The 14,808-nt window shown below is 42.4% G+C and carries 7 protein-coding genes and 1 tRNA gene; 5 read left to right on the plus strand and 3 right to left on the minus strand.

The window, feature by feature from the left end:
- The first annotated feature begins 314 nt into the window (after positions 1-314).
- Both PKI34_01080 and PKI34_01085 read left to right on the plus strand, forming a co-directional pair.
- Complete coding sequence (locus tag PKI34_01080) at positions 315-701, plus strand: BlaI/MecI/CopY family transcriptional regulator (GenBank protein ID HNS16398.1); 387 nt, start codon at positions 315-317, stop codon at positions 699-701.
- Positions 691-2,076: a M56 family metallopeptidase gene (locus tag PKI34_01085; GenBank protein HNS16399.1), complete on the plus strand. Its 1,386-nt coding sequence runs from the start codon at positions 691-693 to the stop codon at positions 2,074-2,076. Before PKI34_01080 ends, PKI34_01085 begins: the two co-directional genes overlap by 11 nt.
- A gap of 59 nt (positions 2,077-2,135) precedes the next feature.
- On the opposite strand, the gene PKI34_01090 is transcribed toward PKI34_01085, so the two are convergent.
- On the minus strand, positions 2,136-3,638 hold the full coding sequence (locus tag PKI34_01090) for a glutamine synthetase family protein (protein HNS16400.1): 1,503 nt from the start codon (positions 3,636-3,638) through the stop codon (positions 2,136-2,138).
- A 322-nt stretch (positions 3,639-3,960) separates the two neighbouring features.
- Between PKI34_01090 and PKI34_01095 the strand changes: the two genes are divergently transcribed.
- Together PKI34_01095 and PKI34_01100 are read left to right on the plus strand one after the other, a co-directional pair.
- Positions 3,961-5,064 carry a TerC/Alx family metal homeostasis membrane protein gene (locus PKI34_01095; protein HNS16401.1) on the plus strand — a complete coding sequence of 368 codons (1,104 nt, stop codon included), beginning with the start codon at positions 3,961-3,963 and terminating at the stop codon, positions 5,062-5,064.
- A gap of 43 nt (positions 5,065-5,107) precedes the next feature.
- On the plus strand, positions 5,108-6,007 hold the full coding sequence (locus tag PKI34_01100; GenBank protein HNS16402.1) for a putative DNA binding domain-containing protein: 900 nt from the start codon (positions 5,108-5,110) through the stop codon (positions 6,005-6,007).
- On the opposite strand, the gene meaB is transcribed toward PKI34_01100, so the two are convergent.
- Entirely contained in the window at positions 5,997-7,097 is a 1,101-nt protein-coding gene (gene meaB / locus PKI34_01105) for a methylmalonyl Co-A mutase-associated GTPase MeaB (protein ID HNS16403.1), read from the minus strand. The genes PKI34_01100 and meaB overlap by 11 nt on opposite strands.
- A 159-nt stretch (positions 7,098-7,256) precedes the next feature.
- Between meaB and PKI34_01110 the strand changes: the two genes are divergently transcribed.
- Positions 7,257-7,329 (plus strand) — tRNA-Lys (locus PKI34_01110).
- Between the two features lie 337 nt (positions 7,330-7,666).
- Here PKI34_01110 and PKI34_01115 read toward each other — a convergent pair.
- Complete coding sequence (locus PKI34_01115) at positions 7,667-14,755, minus strand: chitobiase/beta-hexosaminidase C-terminal domain-containing protein (protein HNS16404.1); 7,089 nt, start codon at positions 14,753-14,755, stop codon at positions 7,667-7,669.
- Positions 14,756-14,808 lie beyond the last annotated feature (53 nt).

The following is a 14,808-nucleotide window of genomic DNA, read 5'->3' on the forward strand; positions in this document are numbered from 1 at the left end:
ACTCTGTTCGGGGTTTTTCGGTTTCCACCCTGGCACCCTTTACCACTTTGGTAGGGGTTGTCAATGGTTAATCCGGAAAAGATGAAAATGTTACCCTGTTTTTTTAAAAAATTATAAATCCAAAAAACAAAAATCCAGGCAGATTCTAAAAACTAAACCATAATATGATGAAGCTGAATAAATTAACCTTTAATTTAGTAAGGCGATAAATTTTTTGAGGAAAAAAGTTGCATAACTAAGATTTTAGTTGTAGTTTTACATACGAATTAACTAAATTATTAGTTTATATAAAGAAGCTAAAAACGTTTCTTTTCATGAAAGAACTGACAAGGGCAGAAGAACAGATCATGCGCATTCTCTGGAGGATACGGAAAGGGTATGTCAAAGATATCCTAAATGAAATGGAGGAACCTCGCCCGGCTTATAATACGGTTTCGACTATTGTGCGGATACTGGAGAAGAAGAAGATCGTAGGGCACAGGGTTTTTGGAAAGTCGCATGAGTATTATCCCCTGATCACGCAGAAAGAATATATGCAGAGGTTTTTGAAAGGGTTTGTCAGGGATTATTTCAGCAGTTCATACGCTTCCCTCGCTTCCTTCTTTGCCAGGGAAGAGCAGTTGAGCATGTCGGAACTGGAGGAGATAAAATCGTTACTGGAACATAGAATCAACGAGAAAAGCAAACGTGATGAGCACTAGCTGGTTATATCTGATGGTGAATGCATCGCTGTGCATGGGGTCATTTTATGCGGTATACAGCATCTTCCTGAAAAAGGACACCCATTTTGCCATGAACCGTTTTTACCTGCTGCTCACGGCCCTGCTATCCCTTTTCATTCCGCTGCTCAGCCTGAACCTTGACCTGGCGGGTATGCCTGAAAGTTACAGTTATATAGTGGATACGATTTCGGTCGGCTCCCGATGGGCGGAACATGCATTGCCCGATGATCGCGGGACATTTAAATTCCTGATGGTCCTGTATTCAGCAGGTGCTATCGTTGCCCTTACGGGCTTTTTGATCCGGATTGCCAGGCTATTGCTGATCATACGGTCGGAGGGGTATGCCCGGCACGATGGAATGAAGATCGTTTTTCTGCCTGAAGGCAGCGGGTCACCTTTCTCCTTTTTCAGGTACGTCTTCATTACCCGGGAACATTATCGTTCAAAGGAGGCATCGGAGATGCTGATGCACGAGAAGATACATGTCAGCCAATGGCACTCCGTTGACCTTCTCCTGATTGAAATACTGACCATCCTTCAGTGGTTCAATCCTTTCATCTGGTTGTACCGGAAATCCATGAAACATATCCATGAATACATCGCCGATGAAGCGGTGATCAGGCAGTCGGACGATAAGCAGGCTTACCAGTACGTTTTGCTGCAAATTGGAACCGGCTTTATTGCCGGCTCTGTGACGAACCATTTTAATCATTCACTTTTAAAAAGGAGGTTTATCATGATGAACAGGTCGAAATCACTTCCGCACACCCGGTGGAAGATCGTAGCCATCCTTCCGGTCATGGCTTTTTTATTTCTTGTTTTTTCCGATGTATCAGGGGGTTACCTGGATCAGGCCCTGGGCTGGGAACAACCGGAGGGTGCCATGGCTGGCTGGCTGGCATCTCAGGCTTCTTCTATGGGTCCTGACATTGTTCGGCCAGCGGGTTCCGTTCCGTTGACGCAGGATGACTCGGTTTTCACGAAGGTTGATGAGCCCCCGGCATTTAAAGGAGGCCAGGATGCCCTGGTTCAATATATCTCCGGGAATATCACCTATCCCGCAGGGGCAAAAAAACAGGGGATCCAGGGCACCGTTTACATTTCCTTCCTGATCAATGAAAAAGGCAAGGTAACCAATGGTAAAATCATGAAAGGGATAGGCAGCGGATGTGATGAGGAAGCCCTTCGCGTAATCATGGCGATGCCCGACTGGGATCCCGGTAAAAATGAGGGAGTACCCGTCAAGGTCCAGATGACCCTGCCCATCCAGTTCAGACTATCGGATAAGGACCAGAAAAAGGATACAGACGCGGATATCAATAAGGACACCCAAAAGGATGACGATCCTGAATGATTCCTGAATGTTCTTTTTGATCTCTTTTTTTTGAATCAATGAACTAAAGACTTAGTTCATCATCCGCAGTGGAAGAACCGGTCGACCAGTTTGATCAGATCTTCCTGGTGGGTGGAGAGTTGTTCCCTGATGTTTTCGTCTTCATAGCTTTTCAGCTGAAGCATCACCCGGTCGATCAGGGTAGGGGAAAACACCCCGTACTGTTCATAGATGGTTCGCTGCCTGGCCAGGGCTTGGGCTGAATCCCAGCAGGATGCTGGTAACTGCTCCAGTTCTTTGGCCCTGTGATGGTTTTCTGTTTTGAAAATATCCACATCCACATAGGTCTTTGCTGCCATCTCGAGGGCAGAGGGCATTTCAAGTCCGTGCCTTGCTGCCACGGCAAGGCCGGCCATCAACAGGTAGATGTCGGCGGATCCGTCGGGGCAGCGGAATTCCACGGTCTGCTTTTCTGAAAAATTCACCTCTTCATCTTTTTCCAGGGGATTGGCAATCCGGGCCATGTTCACATTGTTGCGCCACCCCAGCGGCACCCTGACCAGCACCGAGCGGTTCCGGTCGCCCCAGCAAATGTTGGTCGGCGCTTCCTGGTGGGGGACAAGCCGGAAATAACTCGTGGGGTTGGTATTTCCGAAGGCAGTCAGGGATGGGGAAAGGTCAAGCATACCCGCGATGAATCGTTTGGCGATATCGCTCAGGTGTCCGTCCTTGACCAGCACGTTCCCGGTTCCTTTCATGAGCCGGTTGTGGATATGGAGTCCGCTGCCAGCTTTCCCGATGGTGATCTTCGGGGCGAAGGTGACGGTATACCCGTATTTTTGCGCCAGGGTTCGCAGGATCCATTTGGCCACCACCATCTGATCGGCGGCATCTTCCACCGGCACCGGATTGAACTCGATCTCATTCTGTTCATAGATCAGGCCGTCCATGGTGAAATTCCCCACTTCCGAGTGTCCGTATTTCATGATCCCGCCCGACTGGGCTATGGCCAGCATAGCTTCTTTCCTGAAATCACTGAATTTGGAAAAGGGCTCTGCTTCGTGATATCCCCTCTGATCACCCGCTTCGAACAGGTCATCCTGCGCGCTGATCACATAATATTCCAGCTCACCCAGCGATTCGAGCTTAAAGCCGGTTCGTTCCTGAAGGGTCTGATGTGCTTTGTGAAGAATATGCTGGGGTGCATCAGCCCAGGGATTCCCGTATTTGTCGAAGAAGGAGCACAGGATTTCCAGGCTCGGGATCTCCGAAAAAGGATTCAGAAAGGCTGTACGGTAGCGGGGTATGACATATAGGTCACTCGATCCTGCCTGGATATGTTTGAACAGGCTGCTTCCATCCACCCGTTCACCCATTGAGAGAATCTGGTCGAGCTGTTCGAGGCTCGTGACAACGAAATTCAGTTCTTTTAAACGACCGTCACCACCGGCATATCTGAAATTGATCAGTTCGATGTCATTTTCTTCAATGTACCGGATGATATCGGCTTTGGTGAATTCTTCAGCTGGTTTGTCAAGATACTGTACCAGCGGATTCGGGCTCAGGCTGAATTGTGGTTCCATAATGTTTGATGATGACCCCTCCCCCGGAGGGATGTTTCAATATTGAATTTAATGTACCCCTCCCCCGTGAGGTTGTGTCAAAAGGGATTATTATAATGAAAACCGCAAAGATGCAAAGACGCAAAGTCCTCATAATCAATATTCTTATTCTTAGCGACTTCACGACTTTGTGGTGTAAAATGACTTTTGACACAACCTCGTGCAGGGGTAGGGTAAAAGGATCGCAAAGGTACGAAATCTTATCATACACTGGAATTGACCAAACTTTTTCGATCATGGATTGTTTCCTTTTTCGTTAATTTTGCGGGCAATCGAATTTGGCATGCATCCCTCGGCAGAAAGCATCTTTTTTATCCTGTTCCTGGTCTTCATCCTGGGCATTCTTTTCCTTGACCTGAAGGTCATCGGGAGGCACTCCCATGTCATCAGCTTCAGGGAAGCCCTCACCTGGACCATTGTCTGGGTGAGCCTGGCCATCCTGTTCTATCTTTTTCTGATTTTTTACGGTGATCTGATTCATGGCTTGAGGAACATCACTGACCTGGAGGCTCTGAAAGCCCACATTGCCAAATACAAGCATCCCGTCAAGATCACGGACGATATGACCATTGCCCTGGCACTGGCAAAGTACCGGAGCAACATGGGTCTGGAGTACATCACCGGTTACCTGATTGAATATTCCCTGTCGGTCGACAATGTCTTTGTGATGCTGATGGTATTCCTTTCGTTCGGGGTGAACAAAAAGTACTACAAAAAGGTACTTTTCTGGGGAATTCTCGGAGCGATCATCATGCGGTTCGTCTTCATCTTTGTGAGTGCTGCCCTCATCGCGCGATTTGCCTGGATCCTTTACATCTTTGGGGGTTTTCTGGTGGTCACCGGTATCTTTATGTTCCTCAACCGTAATAAGGAAGAAAAGATCGATCCCCATCATCATCCCGTCGTCCGTTTCACCTCGCGTTATTTTCTGGTCTATCCGCGGCAGGTCGGCGACCGGTTCTTTATCAGGAAGGGTGGTGTGTTCTACCTGACCCCTCTTTTCCTGGTGCTTCTGGTCATCGAATTCACGGATGTGATCTTTGCAGTTGATTCCGTTCCCGCCATTTTTGCCGTGACAAAGGATCCCTTTATTGTTTTTTTCTCGAATATTTTTGCCATTCTGGGTTTGCGGTCACTCTTCTTTCTTCTGATGAACTTCATGACCCGCTTCCGCTATTTGAAACATGGCCTTGCCTTCCTGCTGGTCTTCATCGGACTGAAAATGCTGTTGCACCATCCCCTGGAAGAGATCGGCTTTGAGACCATCCATTCCCTGATCATCATAGTCCTGATCCTGGGGATCAGTGTTGCTTTCTCCCTTCTTAAAAGGAAGAATGAAACCGACACCACCACAGGGGACGATGATGCAAATGAGAAGCAGACATGACATATCTTGATTTTCCTGTCAATTACGAAAACCCTGTTGCAAGATGTCAAACGATCTTTCCGGTTCAATGAAAAAGATGGATGTTTTGAAGCATCTGTCGTCTGAGGACATCGGGATTTTGATTTCGCTGCTTCACGAGGCGGCTTACAGGGCCGGGCAGCCTATCTATTATGAGAACGATCCCGGCGGTAGCCTGTATTTCATCCTGAAAGGAGAGGTAACGATTGAGTTGTCGGGGCGGCAGATCAGGACCTATGGCCCGGGTGAATCGTTCGGGGAGGTGGCTTTCATTGATGAGAGCATCCGTACCGGTTCAGCCAGGGCACTGACGGACGTGGAGCTTGTTGTTTTGCACGGCAGCGATCTGTATGATCCCTCGAAGGTGAGCCCTGCGGTAGCCATGAAACTCCAGCGCTCCCTGGCTGCCAAGGTCGTGGGTTACCTGCGGTCGACGCTGATGACCACTACGCGCTACCTGCTGATGCAGGGCGAAGGGGAACGGCTGGAATTCAAATCCACGCTTCGTATGAACCTTCATACGGGAAAATTTGACAAGGAGATCGAGCACGCCGTGCTGAAAACGCTTGCCGCGTTTCTCAACACCGAAGGCGGGACCCTGCTGGTGGGAATAGATGACCAAGCGAACGTCATCGGCTTGGAAGCCGATCAGTTTCCCAGTGACGACCGGATGATGCTGCACCTGACCAGACTGGTGACCGACCGCATCAGCATGAACCATATGAGCTTCATCAGCTGTTATCCCGACAGCGTTGATCAGAAAGAACTTCTACGCATCGATGTGAGTCCGGCCGATATTCCTGCTTACCTGGAGCACAACGGAGAGGAACGGTTCTATATCCGCACAGGTCCGAGCACCATTCACCTGAGGACCAGTGAATTGTATGATTATCTCCGGAAGAGGTTCTACCGTCTCACTCCCTGACCGACAGAAAATAAAGGCTGATCAGTTGCTGAGCGGCGTCATAGACATTGATCCCGGAATTTACGATCTGATCTTCGATCGCCTGTAATTTTTCTTTTACCGCCGCATTGTTATAAAAGCCATCGTTGAGCTGATCGGTCAGGGTGTTGTACAATGTCAACCGCAGCTGATCGGTGCGTTTATTTTCAAAAAAGCCGCTGTTTTTCGTAAATTTTACATATTCGGTGATCATATCCCAGGCGGCGCTGATGCCCGTATTGTTCAGGGCAGAGCACAATTCCACGCGCGGCACCCATCCGGAGCCGGAGGGTGGGAACAGGTGGAGCGCATTTTTATATTCGGAGGCAGCCAGTTTTGCACGGGCCAGGTTATCACCGTCGGCTTTATTGATGATGATGGCATCAGCCATTTCAATGATCCCCCGTTTTATTCCCTGGAGTTCGTCGCCTGCACCGGGGATCATCAGCAGCAGGAAGAAGTCGGCCATCGAGTGGACTGCCGTTTCCGACTGGCCCACGCCGACGGTTTCCACGAAGATGGTATCGTAACCTGCGGCTTCGCACAGGATGATCGTTTCGCGGGTTTTGCGTGCCACACCTCCCAGCGATCCTCCCGAGGGAGAAGGGCGGATGAAGGCGTTGGGATCCACCGAGAGCTGTTCCATGCGGGTCTTATCGCCAAGGATGCTGCCCTTTGACCGCTGGCTGCTGGGATCGATGGCCAGGATGGCCAGTTTGCGGCCCTGTCCGGTAAGGTATTTGCCCAGCGCCTCGATGAACGTACTTTTACCGGCTCCCGGAACGCCGGTGATGCCAACACGTACCGACTTACCTGTGTATGGCAGGCAGCCGTTGATGACTTGCTGGGCCATGAGCTGGTGGCTGTGAAGCGAGCTTTCGACCAGGGTAATGGCCTTACCCAGTATGACACGGTTCCTGGCCCGGATCCCTGCCACATAGTCCTCCACATCCAGCTTGGTTTGAGAGATTTCCTTGAACTTGCTGACCGCCGAATCACTGACCCGGGGGGGTTGTTCAATCCCCTTTTGGACGTGCAATGCCGATTTATCTTTTATCTTCCGATGGGCCATACTATGATATCTTCTCACAAATATAGCATATCTGCCCTGATTAGCGCTGCTTTTACCTAAAATCAAGCTCCCGCCAATCAATGTTATCTATTTCTCCTCTCTCCTTTCTCCTTTTTCCTCTCTCCTTTCAATTATTATTTTTATCTTTGCGCCCGTTTTCTCTCCGTAGCTCAGCTGGCAGAGCAGATGACTCTTAATCATCGGGTCGTAGGTTCGAATCCTACCGGGGAGACCTGAAAATCAAACACTTACACGATAAAACGCGTAGGTGTTTTTTATTGTGCGCCAGGAACGCGCCAGGATTTAAGGAAAAGTGTCATTTTTGAAGTTATTAGGCAAGTGTTCTACTCCGTAAAAACTTCATTTAATATTATTGGAACACGCATCACCATTTTCCAACTTAATAACAGTCTGTTTCAGAACATAGAAGAGATCCAGTTACTGGATCATCCGGCTACTGCTCGTCTTGATATTATTGTGTTTTAATGGCCGTCGGTTTTAGTAAATGGAATCTAAAATCACTGTCCTAATTTTTCAGGAAATTATACCGTTAAAATAATTACGAAATTTCAGGGAGACATTATGATATTAATCGTCTGAACGATGTCCAGTACGTTGATAGCTTGATCATTATTGACATCTGCTGCTTCAAAACAGAAAGGTGAAGGAATCTGCCCCATGATGTAATTAATTATAGTTACAATATCAAGTACATTCACCGTCCCATCACAGTTAGCATCACCGGGAAAATAACTTGCCAATGGAGTTATTGTAATTTGATTTGAAGGGGGAGACTCTTTATTGCCATATAGGGCAGTTACGTAATAGGTGTAAGTTGTTCCATTTATTACTTCATTATCCAGGTATTGAGTATTCAGAACAGGATTGTCGTTAATCTTGATGCCATCTCTGTAAATATTATATCCTGTCAAATGTTGGACGGTAATAAATTTAGAGCTTTGAGGTTCTGTTGCACTTAGTGTGTAAAGTCCAGGTGGAAGAAAGAATTCCTCGGAAGTATGCGTATAATTCCAAAGATTAACTATAGAATCAGAAGGTACTGGTAGTTCATTTAAATTAGGGCATTGAATAAATGACGGTGTGTAATAATTTAAGATAGAATAATATGGGCATAGGAAGAATGAAACTGTGTCTTGTTCGCTTGGGTTTGTCACATTAAGATTCAGATTGATTGGTTCTCCTGGCAGGTAGTGTATTTTATTAGTAGTTAAAGAATAGGATAATTCATCTTCATTTGCAGCTACTACAAATGATTTAGTTGAGAAAAAGCCAGGCTCCCAGCTACATTGAATTGTGTATATCCCAGGTGGCAAGTAACAATCTTGGGGAGTATGAACGAAATCCCAAGCTATTGAGGTATGTGCGTGTACAGTATATGGAATTATAATTGGAAGACAAAAAACTTCATCAGCAGAGTTATAATAATCCGGAATGATATAGGTCGGCCAGATACAAGAGCTGCTAAATTCTGTCTCAAAATCCTGATCTGTATTATTATTGAAGTATACTGTGATGTAAATGTTTTCTCCAGGTAGATAAGTATATTTATTCAATAAAAACTCAAAATGTAATCCATCATTGTTAATCGGGATATCTGGCCCTTGATATTCAAGTGATACTTGATTATTTTCTGGTATTGCAATCAAATCAGAAGGTGAAAGGGGAGGCCAACCAATAGAAAATACATCACTAAAATCATATACGTCTTCATCGGATGAACAAGAAATTTTTATGGTATAATCATCCCCTGCAACCTGATAATCAGGAACATTCCAGAGGTAATTTCCATCACTATTGGCAGAATATTTAATTCTATTATTAAATATTCCTCCCTTATATAAATCAATAGTGACACTATCATTAAAATTATCGTTCCACTTTATTTCATACTGACATTCCAGAGCCCAATAGTCATTTTGGGTTGGTTCAAGAATGGAAATCTCCTTGGGAACAATAATAACAGTTGGTCCTGAAATTTCAACAGTACCAATACCTTCAGCTGTGGCATTGAACTCATCTACCGCTTGAAAATAGTAAGTATAATTGCCAGCTTCTGTAATCGCCATCTCCTTATAATAAATTCTACCGGCTGACGGATCATTTGTATCGGCAGATAACATTACAAACGGATTCCCTCCAACGAACGCACTATCTTTTCTAATTATCAGACGTGGATAGCCTTCAAGAGGCTCATGATCATCCGTATCAATATATTTGATCCTGAAGTTAAAAGTTGAATTTATGAATCCAGTATTCGGATCAACACCATCGTTTAAATATCCAGCTAATCCTTCCCAGAGAAGATCAGGCTTGCTATTTAATTGAAAATTGATAGTTGTATCATCTGCCAGATCACTAATGGTTATAATTTCGGGAATAAAACATAAATTAGTATCAGAAGGAGATATTGAATAAGTGCCACCGGCGGGAACATTGACAAATTGGAAATAACCATTTACATCTGTTTGGGTAATAAGATCATTATAACCAGTTAATTCAAGGCTAATATCTGGCATTCCTTCCTGATTCTGATCAATTACCTGACCATCAATGGTGTGGTTCGACAAGGATAATATGTAGGTTCCCTCTTTCAGAATACTAGGTTCCCAATCTGGCTTAAAGGCTTTAGCTTTAAGGAGCGTACTTGTTGTGATTTCTACCGAGCTTCCCACCGGAGAATCTTCATTAGGTTCAGTACCATCTGTAGTATAATGAATGATAGCATCAGGAGTTTCGCATGATAAATTAACATTAATGGGTTCATTAAAAATAAAAGGGGCTGAATGATCAAAGAATGGAGTAGAAACGATCTGAGTAGGATTTTCTAAAGCATCAATTAATTTAAGTCCTGAAATGTAAGTATCTTCTAAATCATAACCAGCAACCACAATGACTTTGTTACCCGATGGAGCTTGTGGGAAAAATGGATCATCAAGGACAATTACATGAGCATCTCCAGGATTGATCCATAGATCTGATGGTATTTTCCCCAAGGTAACCAGTTTATCAACTAATAGATTGACCTGATCACCACCCACCAAAATTAAATTATTGTTTTGCATTGCAGGATGAAGATCAGCCTCTATTAATCCGTCAGCATATAAAATTTGTGATTCTGGAATGGCCAGTCGAAGTCTTTCGGCAATTTCATAGTCATTGGCCGATGATATAATCGAAACTGAATTTACATTAAAATTGGATAAATCACCAACAATTGGAGGGTATACTACAAAAACATCCGTAATGATCTTGTTATCTAGTACTTTGTTCTGAGAATCAACATAACCATCAAATTCAAGATCGTATATGCCTTTTGGAGCGGTTTCAGGTATTGTCCAATTTATTTCATTATTCGAATTTACTTCAAAAGGTTCGATTTCAGCAATATAATCTCCTTTGGCTTTAAGAATTGGATGTAAATACAGATATTGATCGGTATTAACTTCAATTTCTAAATCCACCACGTCCCCATTATAATAAACATCCTTGAATGAAGAAGCTGTAATTTCATAATAGGGTGACATTAATCGACACGGAATTGTAAAACTACTTGTAAGAAATTCATTTTGTTCCTGCCAAGTTATAAGTAAAATAATATTTGATTCAAGTAATAGTTGATCATCATTCACCAAATCAGGACCTGTTATGTTCAACGTGTATGATTCGCTGGACCCTGGTAAAATATCATTAATAATAGACGCTCCTTCTACTTCAAGGATTTCATTCTCTTGAATTGCGATTGTTATAGATTCAAGTATATGGCTTCCCTTATTCTTGAAAACTAAAATAAAATCATTATTTTCTCCATAATGAACCTGAACTATGTCGCTTTGAATGATATCAACTTCTAGTGCATTGTTTCTTTCAGAATTTAGAATATTCAATGTTTGCTTCCACGATTCTAACATCAGGCCATATTCTATTTGCAAATTTTTGTAATCCTCAATTCTGTATTGATTAAGCTCAATTTGCGCTTGGGTTTGACATTCCTGAAGCATATCGTCACCTGTGCCAAGCCACCAATCCATTTGTAATGGATTTGCAACGAGCCATTCATATGTGTTAGGCGCATTAAATTTTATATTATTAAGATGAAAAGCATAAGATTGCCAGAGCTCCCATTTTAGAGGTTGTCTAATGATAACATCTTCTTTTAGTATTTTATTGATTAAAGCAGTAATAGATTTTGAATCACTAACCTCACCTGAAATATATTCTTTTAACGAAGCTAGATCTTCTAGAAGCCATGAGCAAATCATAGTTATAGCTCCTGCGTGCCATCCAGAAGATTGAGTTAAGATCAAGGATTCTCGTCCAACATCCGGAAAAACAAAGTTTTGAATGAGTATTTTAGCCACTTCTATTTGGACACCTACCAATATATCACCTAATGCTAAATTTAACTGTGTTCTACCATAATTGAAAGAAGCCCAATCTAAAGGATCAATATCGTCCAAAATATCCACTAAATTCAAACCGTCTTTCATATAATTACCTTCTTTGACAATAAAATCCATAAAATTATTCGCATCATTCAGATCATTGTCGAATGCCATGTTTGCCAACATCTCTTTATCATCATTCGCTGAAAAATACCAATAGGCCTCATATAAATGCCGCAGGTTATTTTGGTCATATATATCATATTCAGGTTTGAAATTATTGACAATGTAATTCGTTAAAATAGTCAGATCAAAAGGATTTGGAGGAATCCCTATAGATGTTTTGAGTACAATTTCTGATGCAGCTAATGCTGCATTACCAACTCGAACCCTAGCCAATCTAAAACCCATGCTTTTCTTAAAAGATTTATAATGTTCATAATCCCCTTCAATTTTATTTTTATAAGTATCAATATTATGATACGTCAGATATTTATTCAAGAAAAGATGATATAAAATAATACTTTCAGCTAGGCTAATATCATCAATAAGCACCTCATTATTTTCAATTTTTTCATATATTAATGTCAATTGCTCCTGAAGGTATCTTTTAATAACATAATGATTACCGAATAAATCAACATTTATTATTTCAGTAGGTTGACCCCATCCAAGTTGAATTGCTATTTCCTTTTCCCACAATCCCTGCTGTCCTGTTGTGCCACTGTCCGGATTTCGCCTATCCCCAATATTCCCTTTAATATGGATAGTAAATTCATCCACATCAGGGGGAGTAACCTGTAATGTGTAAGTTATTGACTGATTGGCTGAAAATGGGTCAGTTCTGAATCCGCTGACTAAAAGGTAATCTGCCGGATAAGCACAATCCCATGCACCTGTCGACATATCCATTTTACAAATATTTGTGCCTGCGGTGTACATTGCAGGTTCTTCATCAAATCCGCTGTAACTGGTAAGGATGACGTTGGAACTACCATTTGTTAAATCGGGAAATGAAACATCAAGATATGCAGAAACGTCTGATACACTTTCACCAATATTCTTTAAAGTCACTTGCATTGTGAAAGGCTGGCCTGGCATAAAAGAAGATGGAATATTATAGGTAATTTGAGGTACAGCTTTGCACGTACCATAAAAGTTTTGTGTAAAATTATTAGCGTACATAGATATGTTAAATGAAGATTGCACCCATTCATAGCTATCATGCGTTATTGTAATTGTATGGTTACCCCAATATACTTCTGGTGTAGAGTAATTACCATTTTGATCTGTTATGCAGCTTAGTTCAGGATCACCGTCTATGGTTACTGTAGCTCCAGGAATACCGTCACCTAAGTTTAAACTAGATATGGCACGACCGGTAATTGAATTTTGGGGTGCCCTAAACAGGACTTTCTCTCTTTCCCACAAGCCCTGTTGTCCGATAGTCCAATCATCATCTTCGTCGTTCGGAACATGCTTATCTCCAATATTACATTTAAAAAAAATCGTAAAAAATGGTTCATCTGGAGCAATTACCTTTACACGATACCTCCATGATGTAACTCCAAACCATTCATTATATGCACTAACTAAGGGATATACTGCTGGAAAATTACAGTCTTGAGTTCCATTATCAATATCAAAATAACAAATCTCCATCCCAGGTATATAGATTTGTGGATCACAATTGTCTGCCATTTCGATCTCTATATCAAGATTTGATTCATAGAAGGGTATGTCAGGAAATGAAATATCTAAATTTGTATGTGCGTGACTTGCCCATTCAGCATAGTTGTAAAAATGTATCTCAATATAAATTGGCTCACCAGGAATAAAAAAATATGGTAGATTCAGCACATAATATGGGATTCCTGTACATTGTCCATAAAAATCCTGAGTAATATTACCGTCTATCCATAAATCAAAAGAATCTTCTACCCATTCCCAGGAATTATTATGCATTGAGATTGTATGCAATCCAGTCGAGACATCAACTTCATAATACCCATTTTCATCCGTTTGTACGCCCGTATACTCCCCATCAACGCGAATATAGGCTGGTATACGGTCAAATGTTGTTAAACTGGATTTGGCATACCCGGACACTTTGTATTTAATTGAAGTACTTAACTCATAAGAATCCGATGCATTAAAATTATCCCCATACCAATTTCCAGCAACTTTGATATAATAATAACCAATCATTGTAAAATTTGAAAAAACAATTTGTTCGGAATTAGTACCACCGGCAGTTGAGGAAGCAAGAAGCAGAAGATTTGGGTCAAAAAAATATAAATTATAATTGGCTGGTAAACTAGTAAGGTCTATTGTATAAGTACCTGGACCTGATATTGGTACCTTAAACCAATCTTCGTCACCCACTGGATTAATATAAGCATCATCAATGCTAAATTCCAAAGGCATGGAATAGGCAGTTGAAGAAGTGTTATTAGGTTCATAAGGATCGTCATCTGTTTCGGTTTCCCAGGTCGTCGTTAGCTGATAGGGGTCTGTTGCGTCATATGCATTATTAACTCCAACAATTTGGATATAATAGTATCCACTCATTTGAATATCAGAGAACTGAATTTGTTCAGAAGTAGTCCCCTCATTTGTCGAAGATTCTATTAGGACCTGGTCTGGATCGTAAAAATATAGGTCATAATTATCAGGCAGACTGGTTAAATCGATTGTTAAAAGTCCGGCCTCGCTGAGTGGTATTTTAAAATAATCCTCATCGCCTAAAGGATTTATATAGGCACTGATATCAAATTCACGATCCATATCAGTAGCTTCTGAAAATGAATTGTTGGGCTCATAAGGATCTCCGGCTAGAACTTGATAAATATCAAAAAGTCTTATGAAATCCCAGTTATCACCCCATCCTGTTGTAGGTGAGATAAAATAAACGCCACCCCATAGACCTGGGGGATCGTTTGCATTAACGACACATGACCTTGTGTACCAGTTTGTTCCAGGTGTTATAACGACAGCTGTAGCGGCATTGCCATTGCCATCCAGAAGTGGTTCTTCCCACCCCCCTGGTTCTCTTGAATGAAATATTAAATATCCCGAAATGTCCTGGCCCGTGGGATTTAATATCTGGTATTTAGCAATGAAGCTCTCACCGGGATAAACCTCGGGAAATGTGGGTTCAAGTCCTGTACTTACAATAGTTGGCGTTTGCGCTTTAAGGAAAGAGATGCTGAATAATAGTAATAAGGTCGCCAGAATTGAATAAAACTGTTTCATTTTTAAAATGTTTAAACACGGAATTTATTTAGCAAGTACTAAAGAAAGATAGA

The sequence above is a fragment of the Bacteroidales bacterium genome, from assembly GCA_035342335.1.
Lineage (GTDB): Bacteria > Bacteroidota > Bacteroidia > Bacteroidales > JAGONC01 > JAGONC01.

Coding starts and splice junctions, on each gene's coding strand:
- PKI34_01080 (HNS16398.1), top strand. CDS start 315: ATGAAAGAACTGACAAGGGCAGAAGAACAGATCATGCGCATTCTCTGG.
- PKI34_01085 (HNS16399.1), top strand. CDS start 691: ATGAGCACTAGCTGGTTATATCTGATGGTGAATGCATCGCTGTGCATG.
- PKI34_01090 (HNS16400.1), bottom strand. CDS start 3,638: ATGGAACCACAATTCAGCCTGAGCCCGAATCCGCTGGTACAGTATCTT.
- PKI34_01095 (HNS16401.1), top strand. CDS start 3,961: ATGCATCCCTCGGCAGAAAGCATCTTTTTTATCCTGTTCCTGGTCTTC.
- PKI34_01100 (HNS16402.1), top strand. CDS start 5,108: ATGTCAAACGATCTTTCCGGTTCAATGAAAAAGATGGATGTTTTGAAG.
- meaB (HNS16403.1), bottom strand. CDS start 7,097: ATGGCCCATCGGAAGATAAAAGATAAATCGGCATTGCACGTCCAAAAG.
- PKI34_01115 (HNS16404.1), bottom strand. CDS start 14,755: ATGAAACAGTTTTATTCAATTCTGGCGACCTTATTACTATTATTCAGC.